General features: G+C 69.4%; 14 protein-coding genes. 12 read left to right on the forward strand and 2 right to left on the reverse strand.

Annotation, left to right across the window (positions count from 1 at the left end):
* Positions 1–253 precede the first annotated feature (253 nt).
* Positions 254–1,183, forward strand: coding sequence for a bile acid:sodium symporter family protein (locus SY26_RS14200; RefSeq protein ID WP_046001050.1), 930 nt, complete (start codon positions 254–256; stop codon positions 1,181–1,183).
* A gap of 7 nt (positions 1,184–1,190) precedes the next feature.
* Here SY26_RS14200 and SY26_RS14205 read toward each other — a convergent pair whose 3' ends face one another.
* Positions 1,191–1,694 carry a cell wall hydrolase gene (locus SY26_RS14205; RefSeq protein WP_046001051.1) on the reverse strand — a complete coding sequence of 168 codons (504 nt, stop codon included), beginning with the start codon at positions 1,692–1,694 and terminating at the stop codon, positions 1,191–1,193.
* Between the two features lie 199 nt (positions 1,695–1,893).
* Here SY26_RS14205 and SY26_RS14210 point away from each other — a divergent pair, with 199 nt between their 5' ends.
* The 11 genes from SY26_RS14210 to recR all read left to right on the forward strand — a co-directional run bounded on the left by SY26_RS14210 (position 1,894) and on the right by recR (position 14,332).
* A complete protein-coding gene (locus SY26_RS14210) occupies positions 1,894–3,375 on the forward strand; it encodes a sugar ABC transporter ATP-binding protein (protein WP_046001052.1) in 1,482 nt (493 codons plus the stop codon).
* A gap of 50 nt (positions 3,376–3,425) precedes the next feature.
* Complete coding sequence (locus SY26_RS14215; protein WP_232303354.1) at positions 3,426–4,433, forward strand: ABC transporter permease; 1,008 nt, start codon at positions 3,426–3,428, stop codon at positions 4,431–4,433.
* Between the two features lie 58 nt (positions 4,434–4,491).
* Positions 4,492–5,472: a substrate-binding domain-containing protein gene (locus tag SY26_RS14220; RefSeq protein ID WP_198143181.1), complete on the forward strand. Its 981-nt coding sequence runs from the start codon at positions 4,492–4,494 to the stop codon at positions 5,470–5,472.
* A 62-nt stretch (positions 5,473–5,534) separates the two neighbouring features.
* On the forward strand, positions 5,535–6,290 hold the full coding sequence (locus SY26_RS14225; protein WP_046001054.1) for a GolD/DthD family dehydrogenase: 756 nt from the start codon (positions 5,535–5,537) through the stop codon (positions 6,288–6,290).
* 11 nt (positions 6,291–6,301) lie between these two features.
* Complete coding sequence (gene dhaL / locus SY26_RS14230) at positions 6,302–8,053, forward strand: dihydroxyacetone kinase subunit DhaL (RefSeq protein WP_046001172.1); 1,752 nt, start codon at positions 6,302–6,304, stop codon at positions 8,051–8,053.
* Positions 8,054–8,110: 57 nt separating this feature from the next.
* Positions 8,111–8,770, forward strand: coding sequence for a dihydroxyacetone kinase subunit DhaL (dhaL, locus tag SY26_RS14235; RefSeq protein WP_046001055.1), 660 nt, complete (start codon positions 8,111–8,113; stop codon positions 8,768–8,770).
* The gene (locus tag SY26_RS20590; RefSeq protein ID WP_084693858.1) at positions 8,767–10,788 is read left to right on the forward strand and encodes a bifunctional sugar-binding transcriptional regulator/dihydroxyacetone kinase subunit DhaK; all 2,022 of its coding nucleotides are present in this window, start codon (positions 8,767–8,769) and stop codon (positions 10,786–10,788) included. Before dhaL (SY26_RS14235) ends, SY26_RS20590 begins: the two co-directional genes overlap by 4 nt.
* A 91-nt stretch (positions 10,789–10,879) precedes the next feature.
* Positions 10,880–11,539, forward strand: coding sequence for an HAD family phosphatase (locus SY26_RS14245; protein WP_046001056.1), 660 nt, complete (start codon positions 10,880–10,882; stop codon positions 11,537–11,539).
* Positions 11,540–11,594: 55 nt separating this feature from the next.
* A complete protein-coding gene (locus tag SY26_RS14250) occupies positions 11,595–13,379 on the forward strand; it encodes a DNA polymerase III subunit gamma/tau (protein ID WP_046001174.1) in 1,785 nt (594 codons plus the stop codon).
* A 3-nt stretch (positions 13,380–13,382) separates the two neighbouring features.
* Positions 13,383–13,727, forward strand: coding sequence for a YbaB/EbfC family nucleoid-associated protein (locus SY26_RS14255; protein ID WP_045982936.1), 345 nt, complete (start codon positions 13,383–13,385; stop codon positions 13,725–13,727).
* 5 nt (positions 13,728–13,732) lie between these two features.
* Positions 13,733–14,332, forward strand: coding sequence for a recombination mediator RecR (recR, locus tag SY26_RS14260; RefSeq protein WP_046001057.1), 600 nt, complete (start codon positions 13,733–13,735; stop codon positions 14,330–14,332).
* A 96-nt stretch (positions 14,333–14,428) separates the two neighbouring features.
* On the opposite strand, the gene SY26_RS14265 is transcribed toward recR, so the two are convergent.
* The gene (locus SY26_RS14265) at positions 14,429–14,881 is read right to left on the reverse strand and encodes an Hsp20 family protein (protein ID WP_045982934.1); all 453 of its coding nucleotides are present in this window, start codon (positions 14,879–14,881) and stop codon (positions 14,429–14,431) included.
* Between the last annotated feature and the right edge of the window lie 65 nt (positions 14,882–14,946).

Genomic DNA, 14,946 nt, shown 5'->3' on the forward strand with positions numbered 1-14,946 from the left:
CCGGCACAGACCGGACCGCACAGGGGGGCAGCCGGCCCGGGGGCGCGGCAAGGACGCAGTCGGCGCGCACGCGCAGCCGGGCCGGGACGCAACCGGAGTGCCTCCAGGCCGGGATGATGCGCCGGCGCGGACCAGACCACTCACGGCGCCGGGCCGGTTTTTCCGCCACCACGGGTTGAAGCCCGCCACGGGCGGCACTATGGCCCATGCCGAAACGTCAGGGCGCAGGAAAGCTGTGCCAGAGGAGGCATCGGTGAAATCATTGGCATCACTTTCGCGGTTCGTCGGCAATACTTTTGCGGCCTGGGTCGTCCTGTTCGCGGTCCTGGGCTTTCTGCTGCCCGACCTGTTCCGCCAGCTGACACCGTGGATCGTCACCCTGCTGGGGATCATCATGTTCGGGATGGGGCTGACCATCTCGGGGCGCGACTTTGCCGAGGTGTTGCGCCGCCCGGTCAATGTCGGCGTGGGCGTCGCGTCGCAGTTCCTGATCATGCCGCTGCTGGCGGTAGCGCTGACCATGATCATCCCGATGTCCCCCGAGGTCGCGGCGGGCGTGATCCTGGTCGGCTGCTGCCCCGGCGGCACGTCGTCGAACGTGATGACCTATCTGGCCAAGGGCGACGTGGCGCTGTCGGTCGCCTGCACCAGCGTGACAACGCTGATGGCACCGATCGTGACACCCTTCCTGATGCTGATACTGGCAAGCGAATACCTGCCCGTGGATGCCTGGGCGATGTTCCAGTCCATCGTCAAGGTCGTGCTGTTCCCGCTGGCCCTGGGATTTGCGGCGCAAAAGCTGCTGCCGGCCTTCGTGCGCGCGGCGGTGCCTGCCCTGCCCTTGGTCAGCGTGACGGGCATCGTGCTGATCGTGGCCGCCGTCGTCGGCGCATCCAAGGGCGCGATCGTCCAGTCGGGGCTGATGATCTTTGCCGTGGTCGTACTGCACAACATGCTGGGCTATCTGATCGGGTTCATTGCGGCGCGGCTGGCCGGGCTGGACCTGGCCGCCCGCAAGGCCATCGCGATCGAGACCGGCATGCAGAATTCGGGCTTGGCCGCGGCGCTGGCCACCGCCTATTTCTCGCCGCTGACGGCGGTGCCGGCGGCGATCTTCAGCGTGTGGCACAACATTTCAGGCGCGCTGGTGGCCAACATCCTGTCGCGGATGAAGGCCCGCTAGATCCGCCTCAGCGACCCGTGATGCCCTCGATCTGCGGCAGCACGCGGGGCTGGGTCACCAGTTCCGGGCGGCGGCGTTCATAGAACGCGTTGCCGCCCGCCGTCACGACGTAATGCATGTTGTTGTAGGACGCGCGATAGCTGGCCGCGTGAAAGAACTGGGCGTTCTGGATCATCGGATGGCGTTCGCCGCGCAGCACGGACACGGCCGCCTCGCGCAGGCGCGGAGCCGACGCGTGGTCCATCCGCTTGGTCAGGACGCCGGGCGCGAACTGGTTCTTCTGCCCCACCACGCCGCAGACCGACCGCGGATAGTTGCCCGACTGGACGCGGTTCATCACCACGCTGCCCACCGCGATCATCCCGTCCCGGCTGGACCGGTTCGATTCGAAATACATGGCGCGTTCCATGCATTCCAGCTCGCTCTGACGCTTGAAACCGCCGCAGGCGGCCAACGATGACAGCACCGCCAGCAGCGCGGCGCCGCGCAGCATCCCCTTCGAAAAACCCATGCCTGTCCCTGCCCTTGCAGCCTTGTTGTTTCGCAACGCTTAGCAGCAGGCGGGCCGCGCGGACAACTGGCAGATCGCATCTGAACTATGTCACATCCCTGTTGACAGAAGTCACCCGCGCCGCTTAGCGTGCAAATGTCAGAGGGAGACTGACATATGTATCGGCAGCCCGGTGGGCGTCCGGCATGGGGGGGACGACATGACCACGCCGCTGTTGGAGGCCTCGGGCTTTCGCAAATCCTTTGACGGCGTTCCCGCGCTGAAGCTGGGCCAGTTCCGGCTGGAGCCGGGATCGGTGCATGCGCTGTGCGGCGGTAACGGCGCGGGCAAGTCGACCTTCCTCAAGATCCTGATGGGCATCCATCACCGCGATGCGGGCACCCTGCTGTGCCACGGCCAGCCGGTGGTGTTCGACAACCCGTCCCAGGCCCTGGCGCACGGCATCTCGATCATCGAGCAGGAGCTGAGCCCCGTCCCGGCCATGACCGTGGCCGAGAACATCTATCTGGGCCGCGAACCGGTGGGGATGTTCGGGCGCATCGCGTTCCGCGAGATGAACAGCCGCGCCCAGGCGCTGCTGGACGGCTTCCAGTTCGGCATCCGCGCGGACAGCCTGATGATGGACCTGACCGTGGCCCAGACCCAGCTGGTCGAGATTGCCAAGGCGCTGAGCTATGACGCCGAGGTCATCATCATGGACGAGCCGACCTCTGCCCTGGGCGAGGCCGAGGCCGACCAGCTGTTCGCCGCCATCGACACGCTGAAGGCGCGCGGCAAGGGGGTGATCTATGTCAGCCACCGCCTGTCCGAGATCTTCGGCGTCTGCGACAGCTATACCGTGTTCCGCGACGGCAGCTTCGTCGAGACGGGCAACCTGGCCGACATCGACAAGGACCACCTGATCCAGTTGGTCGTGGGCCGCCCCCTGACCGAGGAATTCGTCAAGGAGAACACCCCGCAGGCGCGCCGCCTGCTGTCGGTCGCGGGGCTTGCCGCCGATCGCGGCGTCCGGGACGTCAGCTTCGATCTGCACGAGGGCGAGATCCTGGCGCTGTACGGCCTGATGGGGTCTGGCCGGACCGAGATATTCGACCGCCTGTTCGGCCTGTCGGCCGAGACGGCCGGCACCGTGACCATCGACGGGCGCCCCGCCCGCATCACCACCCCGCGTGAGGCGATCGAGGCCGGGCTGGCCTATGTGACCGAGGACCGCAAGCGGTCCGGCCTGGTCCTGACCGGCGACGTGCGCGAGAACCTGTGCCTGGCCACGCTGGAGCGCATGTCCGCGGGCCCGGTGATGAACGCCCGCGCCGAGGGCCGTGCCGCCACCCGGATGATCGACACGCTGAACATCCGCACCGCCTCGGACCGGCTGAACGTCGCGCATCTGTCGGGCGGCAACCAGCAGAAGGTCGTGCTGGGCAAGTGGTTCCTGACCGAGCCGCGCATCCTGCTGCTGGACGAACCCACCCGCGGCGTCGACGTGGGCGCGAAGCGCGAGATCTATCGCGTGATGTCCGATTTCGCCCGCGCGGGCGGGGCGGTCATCATGGTGTCGTCCGAGACGGACGAGGTGCTGGGCATGGCCGACCGCGCGGTCGTCATGCGGGACGGGCGCGTGGCGGGCGAGTTGGACCGGGCCTCGATGTCGGCCGAGAAACTGCTGCATCTGGCGGCCTGACGCGCCGGGACGGACGCCGTCGACGGATGCATGAACGGGAGAGAGACAGGGTGGAAGACCAGATCAAGACCGCAGCGCAGCCGCGCCGCATGATCCCGGCGCGGATCGGACGTGACGCGCAGCGATACGGCATCCTGATCGCGCTGGCGCTGCTGTGCATCGTGCTGTCGATCGTCAGCGAGAATTTCCTCACCTCGCGCAACATCATCAACGTGCTGCGCCAGACCTCGATCAACGGGATCCTGGCGATCGGGATGACCTTCGTCATCCTGACGCGCGGCATCGACCTGTCGGTCGGATCGGTGGTCGCGCTGGTGGGCGTGGTTTCGGCCAGCTTCGCCACGACCTCGGCGGCGGGGTTCATTCCCGGCGCGCCCTACATGCCGCTGATCCCGATCGCGGTGGGCCTGATCACCGGCACCGCGATGGGCGCGCTGTCGGGGATCGCGGTCGCGCGCTTTGCAGTTCCGGCCTTCGTCGCGACGCTTGGCATGCTGTCTGCGGCGCGCGGGCTGACGCTGATCTATTCGGGCGGACGGCCGGTCCCGGCGCTGACCGACGGCTATCGCTGGATCGGGACGGGCGACATCGCGGGCATCCCGGTGCCGATCATCCTGTTCGGCCTGGTCTTTGCGCTGTCGCATTTCGTGCTGACCCGGACCCGGTTCGGCCGCCATGTCTATGCCGTGGGCGGCAATCCGCACGCCGCCAAGGTGTCGGGCCTGCCCGTCCGGGCCATCCGGTTTTCGGTCTATGCCATATCGGGCGCGCTGGCGGGGATCGCGGGGATGATCCTGGCCGCGCGGACCGGCTCGGCCCTGCCCCAAGCGGGTGTCGCCTATGAGCTGGACGCCATCGCGGCGGTCGTGATCGGCGGTACCAGCCTGGCGGGCGGCGTGGGCCGGGTCACCGGGACCGTCATCGGCGCGCTGCTGATCGGGGTGATGAACAACGGCCTCGATCTGCTTGGGGTCGAATCCTATTACCAGCAGGTGATCAAGGGGGCGCTGATCGTGGCCGCCGTCATGCTGGACCGGTCCCGCAAGACCGAAGACTGAGATCCGGCGCGTGCCGGGACATGGTGTCACCGAGGGAGGAAACCAGATGACGACGAAGATGATGATGACGGCCAGCGCATTGGCGCTTGGCCTGGGTCTTGGCGCGGCGCAGGCGCAGGACGACCCGATCAAGATCGGCATGGCCGCCTATGGCCTGAATGCCGAGTTCATGCAGCTGTGGTCGGCGGCGGGCGAAAAGCACCCGGCGGTCGAATCCGGCATGGTCGAGCTGACCATCTTTGACGGCCGCTATGACGCGCTGGTGCAGCAGGACCAGTTCGAGACGATGATCACCCAAGGCTTCGACGCGATCGTCTTTGCGCCGATGGACGTCGAGGCCGGCGCCACCGCCGTCCAGCTGGCCGTCGATGCGGGCATCCCCGTCGTCGGATCGAACGCGCGGGTCAACAGCGACCTGCTGACCGCCTATGTCGGATCGAACGACGTCGAGGCCGGCTATCTGGAGGCCAAGGCCGTCCTGGACAAGATGGGCTGCCAGGGTGCGGTGGTCATCATCGAGGGCCCGATCGGCCAGTCCGGCGAAATCCAGCGCGGCGAGGGCAACGAGAAGGCCCTGGCCGAATGCCCCGACGTCAAGATCCTGGAACGCCAGACCGGCAACTGGTCGCGCGCCGAGGCGCAGGCCCTGATGGAGAACTGGCTGACCGCGCATGGCAACGACATCAAGGGCGTGATCGGCCAGAACGACGAGATGGCCCTGGGTGCCATCGAGGCGATCAAGGCCGCCGGCATGGACGTGGCCAATTTCGCGATCGCGGGCGTGGACGGGGTGACCGACGCGCTGAACGCGGTCAAGGCGGGCCAGATGGATTCGATCCTGCAGGACGGCGAGGCCCAGGCCCTGGGCTCGATCGACGTGGCGATCAAGGCGGTCAAGCCCGACTATGAGCCCATGTCGGCGATCTGGGAACAGTATCCCGACATGCCGTGGAACAACGGCGCGGACAAGGAATACAACGTGCCCTGGACCCCGGTGACGGCCGAGAACGTCGACGCCCTGCTGGCCACGCGCCAGTAACGACCACCCCCTTCGGCGGCACGCCTGCCGGAGGGGCCACCTGACCCACGAAAGGACTGCGGATGGCCGCTTCACTTGATTTCAGCCTGGGCGGCCGGACCGCCGTGGTGACGGGTGCCGGATCGGGCATCGGCGCCGCCATCGCGCAGGCCTTTGCCGCCCAAGGCGCGCGCGTCGCGCTGCTGGACATGAACCTGGCGGCCGCGACGGATGCCGCAGCCGCCCTGCCCGACGCGCAGGCCTTTGCCTGCGACGTGACCGACGCGGCCAGCATCGGCGCGGCCGTCGATGCGGTGACGCAGGCCTTTGGCGGCATCGACATCCTGGTCAATTCCGCGGGCATCGTGGACCTGGCCTCGGCCGAGGATCTGAGCGACGGCGCCTGGACGCGCACCATCGCGGTCAACCTGACCGGCAGCTTCCTGATGGCGCAGGCCGTGGGCCGCGGGATGATCGCGCGGGCAAAGGGCGGGCGCATCATCAATCTGGCCAGCCAGGCAGGCTCGGTCGCGATCGAGGGGCATGTCGCCTATTGCGCGTCGAAGTTCGGCATCGTCGGCGTGACCAAGACGCTGGCGCTGGAATGGGGCGGGCACGGGATCACCGTCAACTCCATCTCTCCGACCGTGGTAATGACCGATCTGGGCCGCAAGGCCTGGGAGGGCCCCAAGGGCGAGGCGATGAAGGCGCTGATCCCCGCCGGCCGCTTTGCCGAACCCCACGAGATCGCCGCGGCGGCGGTGTTCCTGGCATCGGACGCGGCGGCGATGATCAACGGCGCCGACCTGCTGGTCGACGGCGGATACACGGTGCGATGATGGGGGACGACATGACGACCAAGGCGATGCAGCGTTTCGTCAACGACCCCGACGACATCGTCGACGAGACGGTGGCGGGCTTCATCAAGGCGCATCGCGACCTGGTGCGCAAGGACCCGGCCAACCCGCGCGTGGTCCTGTCGCGCTTTGCGCCCCAGGACGGCAAGGTCGGCATCGTGACCGGCGGCGGGTCGGGGCATGAACCGGCCTTCATCGGCTATGCGGGCCGCAACCTGGTCGATGCCGTGGCCGTCGGAGAGCTGTTCTCGTCGCCCACCGCGAAAAGCTTTGCCGATGCGATCCGGGCCGCCGATGGCGGTGCCGGGGTCGCGGTCCTCTACGGCAACTATGCGGGCGACAACATGAACGTGCGCATGGCCGCGGGCATGGTGGCCGAGGACGGGATCGAGGTCGCGACCGTGGTGGCCAATGACGACGTCTGTTCCGCCCCCGCATCCGAACGCGCCAAGCGCCGCGGCGTGGCCGGAGAGATCTTCATGTGGAAGATCGGCGGCGCCAAGGCCGCGCTTGGCGGCACCCTGGCCGAGGTTCGGGCCGCGGCCCAGCAGGCGATCGACGCCTGCCGGTCGGTGGGCGTGGGCCTTGGCCCCTGCACCCTGCCCGCGGTGGGCCATCCGAACTTCCAGATCGCGCCCGGCACGATGGAGGTCGGCATCGGCCATCACGGCGAACCCGGCACGCGGGTCGAGGCGCTGAAGACCGCCGACCAGGTCGCCGACGACATGGTCCGGATCGTGCTGGACGATCACGCCCTGCCCGACGGAACCGAGGTCGCGGTGCTGGTCTCGGGCCTGGGCGCGACGCCCGTGAACGAACTCTATGTGCTGTACGACCGGATCGAGGTCGGGCTGGAACGCGCGGGCCTGCGGGTGCACCGGGCCTTCGTCGGAAACTATTTCACCTCGCTGGAGATGGTGGGGGCCACGCTGACGGTCATGGCGCTGGACGACGACCTGAAGCCCCTGCTGGACATGGACTGCGCGGCGCCCGGCCTGACCGTCGCGAGCACACGGCCCGCGCCGGTGGGCGCCCTGTCGGGCGGTCCGCGCCACCGCGCCGCCGCCGCGGCCGCCGACACCGCCCCCCGCGCGCCCGAGGCCGCGGGCCATCCCCGCCTGTCCGCCGCGCAATCGGGCGACATCGTGGCGGAACTGGCCGCGGTGATCGTCGCCAACAAGGCGCACCTGTCCGAGGTGGACGGCCTGATCGGCGACGGCGATCACGGGATCAACATGGCCAAGGGCTTTGGCCGCGCCGCCGAACGCCTGTCGGGCCAGCCGCTGGACGGGGCCTTCCTGGTGCTGTCGGACGTGCTGATGTCCGAGATCGGCGGATCGATGGGGCCGCTTTACGGCTTCATGTTCCGCGACATGGGCCGCACCATCCGCGACCGCGCCGCCATCGACGCGGACGGGTTCCTGACCATGCTTCAGGCGGGGCTGTCCGCCGTCACCGCCACGGGCGCCGCCAAGGTCGGCGACAAGACCCTGATCGACTGTCTGGACCCGGCCATCGCGGCCTTCGACGCGGCACGACCCGACGGGTTCGCCGCGGCCTTGCGGGCGATGGCGCTGGCGGCGCAGCAGGGGCGCGACAGCACCGTCGACATGGTCGCCAAGCTGGGCCGCGCGGCGCGGTTGGGCGAACGGTCGCGGGGGGTGCCCGATGCCGGGGCGACGTCCTGCTGCCTGATCCTGACGACGCTGGCCGACAGCGTGGAACGCCGCCTGTCGCAGCCGTGACGTGCCGTTCCGGGACCGCTTGCAACCCTGCGGCGGGCCGTGCCAATGAGGTCCGACATGCAGACGTTCTCGCGCCATGATCTGACCGACCTGTTCCGCAGCCTGGCCGAGCGCATGGCCGCGGAACAATCCTATCTGGCCGAACTGGACGGAGAGATCGGCGATGCCGATCACGGCGTGGCGATGGCCGGGGGCTTTGCCGCCGCGGCGCGCGCCCTGGGCGAGGCGGGCGGGGCGGACCAGACGCTGGCACAGGGGCTGACCCTGGCCGCGTCGTCCCTGCACAACGCGGTGGGCGCAACGACCGGCCCGCTTTATGCCAGCGCCCTGCTGCGCGCCGCCTCGGCGCTTGGCGCCGAGACGCAGGTACCCCTGTCCCGCCTGCCAGAGGTCATCGTCGCGATGGCCGAGGGGATCGCCGCCCGCGGCCAGGGCAAGCCCGGCGACAAGACCATGGTCGATGCCTGGGCCCCCGCAGCCCATGCCGCCCGCGCGGGCCTGCAGGCGGGCCAGCCCGCGACCGAGGTGCTGGCCGCCGCGGCTCGCGCCGCCGACGGCGCACAGGCGACGCGCGCGATGATGGCTAGCCGCGGCCGCGCCGCGCGTCTTGGACCACGCAGCGTGGGCCATCTGGACCCCGGCGCGGTATCGGCCGCGGCGCTGCTGGACAGCCTGGCGCACTGGGCCCGGCGCCGCGCGGAGGGGTCGCGCCCATGACCACCACCTCCCGCCAGCCCCTGCGCTTTGGCGAGGACCCGCTGCTGTGGGCGTCCTGGCTGTATTACCAGGAGGGCCTGACCCAGGGCGACATCGCAACCCAGATGGGCGTGTCCCGCGCCTCGGTGAACGCCTATCTGGCGGATGCGCGCACCCGCGGCATCGTCTCGATCGAAATCGACCCCGAACGGTTCCGCGCGCTGAGCCTGGCGCAGGCGATGCAGGACCATTTCGGCCTGACCGACTGCCTGGTGATCCCGTCCGAAGGCCGCGACAGCCCGCTGATCGACCGGCTTGGCGCGGCCGCGGCGCAGGTGCTGTCGCGTCTGGCGCGGTCGGCCGACACCATCGCGGTGACCTGGGGACGGACCGTCCTGTCGATGGCCAGCCGCGTCGACCGCGCCGGGCTGCAGGACCTGCGCGTGGTGCAGGCGACGGGCGGGACCACCGCCAAGATCCCCTGGACGCCCGAAGCCTGCGCGACGCGGCTGGCGGAATCGATGGGCGCGCGGTGCATCCCGATCTCGGCCCCGGCGATCGTGTCATCGCCCGACATGCGCGCGCTGCTGCTGCGAGAGCCGGTGGTGGCAGAACAGATGGCGGTGCTGGCGCAGGCCAACCGGATCGTGCTGGGCATTTCCTCGCTGCGGCCGGAAAGCACCATCCACAGCAGCGGCTTTTTCGACGACGTGGCCATGCACGCCCATTACCACGCCGCGGTGGGCAGCATCGCGGGACGGCTTATCGACGCCCAAGGCCAGCCCGTCGACGGTCCGCTGGAGGGGCGGACCATCGGCATCGACCTGGGCGGCCTGCGGTCCGTGCCCTGCCGGATCGGCGTTGCAGGGGGCATGGACAAGGTCCAGGCGATCCTGGCCGCGCTGCGCGGGAACTACATCAACGTGATGGTGACCGATGCCGACACCGCCCGCGCCATCCTGACCTCCGAAGGGCATGACGACACGCCCGCGCGGCGCCGCGACCAGACGCCCCAGCCCCTGCCCGAACGCCTGCGGGTCAAGAAGTTCATCAACCGCCCCCAGGACGCCGTGAACGAGACGGTGGCGGGCGCGCTGCTGGCGCATGAGGACATGCTGGCCCCCATCACCGGTGCGCCGCGCGCCCTGCGGGCCACGGGCGCCCCTCGGGCGGGCAAGGTCGGCCTGGTCATCGGCGGCGGGTCGGGGCACGAGCCGGGGTTCTTCGGCTATGTCGGGCGCGGGCTGGCGGATGCGGTGGCGATCGGCAACGTCTTTGCCGCACCGCCGCCCGACCCGATCCTGGCGGCGACGCTGGCCGCAGATGGTGGGGCGGGCGTGCTGCACATCTTCGGCAACTTCTCGGGCGATCTGATGAACTTCGAGATGGCGGCCGAGATGGCCGCCGCCCGCGGCGTGCCGGTGCGCACCATCGTGACCACCGACGATATCGCCTCGGCCCCCGTCGACACGCGGGCGGCGCGGCGCGGGGTGGCGGGCAATGTCTTCGTCTTCAAGGTCGCGGGGGCCGCCTGCGACCGGATGCTGCCGCTGGAAACCTGCGCGGGGCTGGCGCTGCGCGCCAACCAGCGCTGCTACACGATGGGGATCGCGCTGGAACCAGGCGCCTCGGTCGACAGCCAGAAGCCCAGCTTTCGCCTTGGCGCAGGTGACATGGAGATCGGCGTGGGCGTGCATGGCGAACGCGGCATCGCCCGTGCGCCCCTGGCCAGCGCGGACGGCGCCGCCGACCTGATCGTGGACCGCATCCTGGACGAGATGCGCCCCGCCGAGGGCGACCGGGTCGCCCTGTTGGTGAATTCGCTTGGCGGCACGCCCAAGATGGAGCTGTACATCCTGAACCGCCGGCTGCGTGAACGTCTGCGCGCACGGGGCGTGCAGGTGCATCGCACGCTGATCGGGCATTACTACACCTCGCTGGACATGGCAGGCGTGTCGATCACCGCGTTGCACCTGGACGAGGAACTGACCGCCCTGATCGACCACCCCTGCCATTCCCCGGCCTGGACGCAGCCCTAGGCGGCCCGTCGCGGCCTGCAACCCAGCCATGCCTTGCCGATCGCCGCGCAAATCGCCATGTTAGCGCCTGACAGACCTGAAAGGATGACCCATGACCGCCCGCCGTTTCGATGCCGTGATCTTTGATCTGGATGGCACCCTGCTGGCCACCGAACAGATGACCATCGAGACCGGAGAGGCGGCGCTGGCCCGCATGGGACGCGTGGCCCCCGACGGGCTGCTGGCATCGCTGGTGGGCATCGACGAGCCGACCTCGCGCGGGATCCTGCGCGACCACCTGGGCGCGGATTTCGACTTTCCGCACCTGGACCGGATGTGGGCCGAGGCGATGATCGAACGGCGCGACCGCGACGGAATCCCGCTGCGCCCGCATGTCCACACGCTGCTGGACGCGCTGCGGGCGGCGGGACTGCCCTTTGCCATCGCGACCTCCAGCACGGGCGATCAGGCGCGGGAAAAGCTGGCGGCGGCGGGGCTGACCGACAGCTTTGACATCGTGGTGACGCGCAGCGACGTGCCCAGCCCCAAGCCCGCCCCCGACGTCTATCTGCTGGCGGCCCGCCGGCTTGGGATCGAGCCTGCCCGCTGCCTGGCCTTCGAGGACAGCGATGTCGGCGCCATCGCCGCACGCGCGGCCGGGATGACGGTCGTGCAGGTGCCCGACATGGTGCCCCTGTCGGGAGAGAATGCCGACTTTCTGGCGACCGACCTGATCGCGGGCGCCCGGGGCATCGGCCTGCTGGCTGCCTGACCCGGTTGTGGCCCCCGCGGCGCCCCGCTAAGGTGGCGCTGTGCCCGAGGGATCGATGACCGACACCAAGCCCGCCTACCAGGTTCTGGCCCGGAAATACCGGCCCGAAACGTTCGCCGACCTGGTCGGACAGGACGCGATGGTCCGCACGCTGAAGAACGCGTTCGCCGCCGACCGCATCGCGCAGGCCTTCATCATGACGGGCATCCGCGGCACCGGAAAGACGACCACCGCGCGCATCATCGCCAAGGGCATGAACTGCATCGGCCCCGACGGCCAGGGCGGCCCCACGACCGAACCCTGCGGCGTGTGCGAACATTGCGTGGCGATCGCCGAAGGCCGCCATGTCGACGTGATGGAGATGGATGCCGCGTCCCGCACCGGCGTGGGCGATATCCGCGAGATCATCGAATCGGTGCATTACCGGGCGGCGTCCGCGCGCTACAAGATCTATATAATCGACGAGGTCCACATGCTGTCGACCAGCGCGTTCAACGCGCTGTTGAAGACGCTGGAGGAGCCGCCCCCGCATGTGAAGTTCATCTTTGCCACGACCGAGATCCGCAAGGTTCCGGTGACCGTCCTGTCGCGTTGCCAACGCTTCGACCTGCGCCGGATCGAGCCCGAGGTGATGATCGCCCTGCTGCGCCGGATCGCCGCGGCCGAGGGTGCGACGATCACCGACGACGCGCTGGCGCTGATCACCCGCGCCGCCGAAGGGTCGGCCCGCGACGCGACCAGCCTGCTGGATCAGTCGATCAGTCATGGCGCGGGCGAGACCACCGCAGACCAGGTGCGCGCGATGCTGGGCCTGGCCGACCGCGGCCGCGTGATCGACCTGTTCGAGATGGTGATGCGCGGCGACGCTGCATCGGCGCTGACCGAGTTGCAGTCGCAATATGCCGATGGCGCCGATCCGGTCGCGGTGCTGCGCGACATGGCCGAGATCGTGCACTGGATTTCCGTCGTCAAGATCACGCCGGACGCGCTGGAGGATCCGACGATCTCTCCGGACGAACGGTCGCGGGGCAAGGACCTGGCCGACCGGCTGCCGATGCGGGTCATGTCGCGGATGTGGCAGCTGCTGCTGAAGGCGCTGGAGGAGGTCTCCGCCGCGCCCAACGCGATGATGGCCGCCGAGATGGCGATCATCCGCCTGACCCATGTCGCCGACCTGCCCGACCCCGAGGCGCTGATCCGCCGCGTCCAGCAGGCGCAGACGGCAGGAGAGTTCGCGCGCGGACCTTCGGTGGCGGGCGCGCCCGCGGCCCAAGCCCCGCAGGCGATGCGCCGCGCCCGCCCGGCGCCGGCGGTCCAGGCGCACGGCGCCGCGGCCCAGGCCCTGGCCGTGACGCCCGAACTGGTCGAGAGCTATCCCGATTTCGCGTCCGTCATCGAGCTGATCACCCGGATGCGCGACATGACGCTGCTGGTCTTGGTGGAACGCCACGTGTCGCTGGTGCGCTACAGCCCCGGGCGGATCGAGTATCAGCCCCGCGACAACCCGCCCGCCGATCTGGCGCAGCGGCTGGCCGAACGTCTGCGCGGCTGGACCGCCGGACAGCGGTGGGCCGTCACCATCACGAACGAGGACGGTGCCCCCACCATCGCCGAAACTCGCGAGGCGCAGGCCCGTGCCGACCGCGACCGCGCCCTGGCCCTGCCCATCGTGCAGCAGGTGCTGGCCGCCTTTCCCGGCGCGACCCTGACCGGCATCACCCGCGTCGCCCCGGAGGCCCAGGTCGCCGACCTGCCCGAGGGTGCGGCCAATCCCCATGACGGAACCGAAGGCCCGGTGGCCGAGGTTGAGGAATGGGACCCCTTCGAGGATGAGGACTGAACGATGATCAAGGGATTGGGCGGCTTTGGCGACATGGCCAAGATGATGAAGGCCGCCAAGGACATGCAGGACAAGATGGGCCAGATGCAGGAGGACATGGCCCGCATCACCGTGACCGGCGAATCCGGCGCGGGCCTGGTGCGCGCGACCTGCACCGCCAAGGGCGAGTTGACCGCGCTGGAGATCGACCCGTCGATATTCGTGCCGTCGGAAAAGGAGGTGGTCGAGGACCTGATCCTGGCCGCCATCAAGGACGCCCAACGCGCCGCCGAGGAGAAGATGCAGGCCGAGATGTCGCGCATGACCGAAGGCCTGGGCCTGCCCCCCGGCATGAAGCTGCCCTTCTGAGCGGCATGGAACAGGGCAGCGACGACATCCAGGCGCTGATCGCGCTGATGGCGCGGCTGCCTGGGCTGGGCCCGCGATCCGCCCGCCGCATCGTGCTGCAGCTGGTGCGCCGGCGCAGCCAGCAGATGGTGCAGCTGTCGCAACTGCTGGACCGGGTGGCGCAGAACTCGCGCGAATGCGTGGTCTGCGGAAACATCACCGACCGTGACGAATGCGCGATCTGCACCGATCCGGCCCGCGCAACCGGAGAGATCTGCGTGGTTCAGGACGTGGCCGACCTGTGGGCGCTGGAACGCGGCCGGGCCTTTCGCGGCCGCTATCACGTGCTGGGCGGTACGCTGTCGGCGCTGGACGATGTGGGACCGGAGGACCTGGGGATCCCCACCCTTCTGGCGCGCATTGACGACGAAAGCATCACCGAGGTGATCCTGGCGCTGAACGCCACCGTCGACGGTCAGACCACCGCCCATTACATCGCCGATGCGCTGGAGGGGTCACCCGTGACTGTCACGGGCCTGGCCCAGGGCGTGCCCATCGGCGGAGAGCTGGATTACCTCGACGACGGCACCATCACCGCCGCCTTGCGCGCGCGTCGCAGGTTGTAACCACAAAAGGCCGCGTCGGGGGACGCGGCCTCTCCATCGGATCTTGGGCGGACGGGGGGTCCGGGGGGCTGGCCCCCCGGCCGTCGCGGGACGCGATCAGGCGTCCAGCTTGCCGACACGTGCCGGGGTCTTGGCGATCTCGATCCGGCGGGGCTTCAGCGCCTCGGGGATCTCGCGGACCAGGTCGATATGCAGCATCCCGTCGACATGGCTGGCGCCATCGACGCGGACATGGTCGGCCAGCGTGAACTTGCGCTCGAACGCACGCGTGGCGATGCCGCGATGCAGGAAGGTCCGGCCCTCGTCCTCGTCCGCCTTACGGGCCGACACGATCACGGCGCCGTCGCGGACCTCGACGTTCAGGTCGTCGGCGGCAAAGCCGGCTACCGCGATCGAGATGCGATATGCGTCCTCGCCGGTCTTCTCGATGTTGTAGGGGGGATAGGTGGTGCTGGCCACGTCGGCGGTCATGGCGCGGTCCATGACGTCGGCCAGACGGTCGAAGCCGACAGAGGCCCGGTACAGCGGGGTCAGGTCGAAATTACGCATGTGTCACATCCTGTTCAAAGCGATGTCAGAGTTGCCCCCCGAAACTGGGCGGGCAGGGAAACCGA

It is taken from the genome of Paracoccus sp. 228, from assembly GCF_000967825.1.
GTDB lineage: Bacteria > Pseudomonadota > Alphaproteobacteria > Rhodobacterales > Rhodobacteraceae > Paracoccus > Paracoccus marcusii.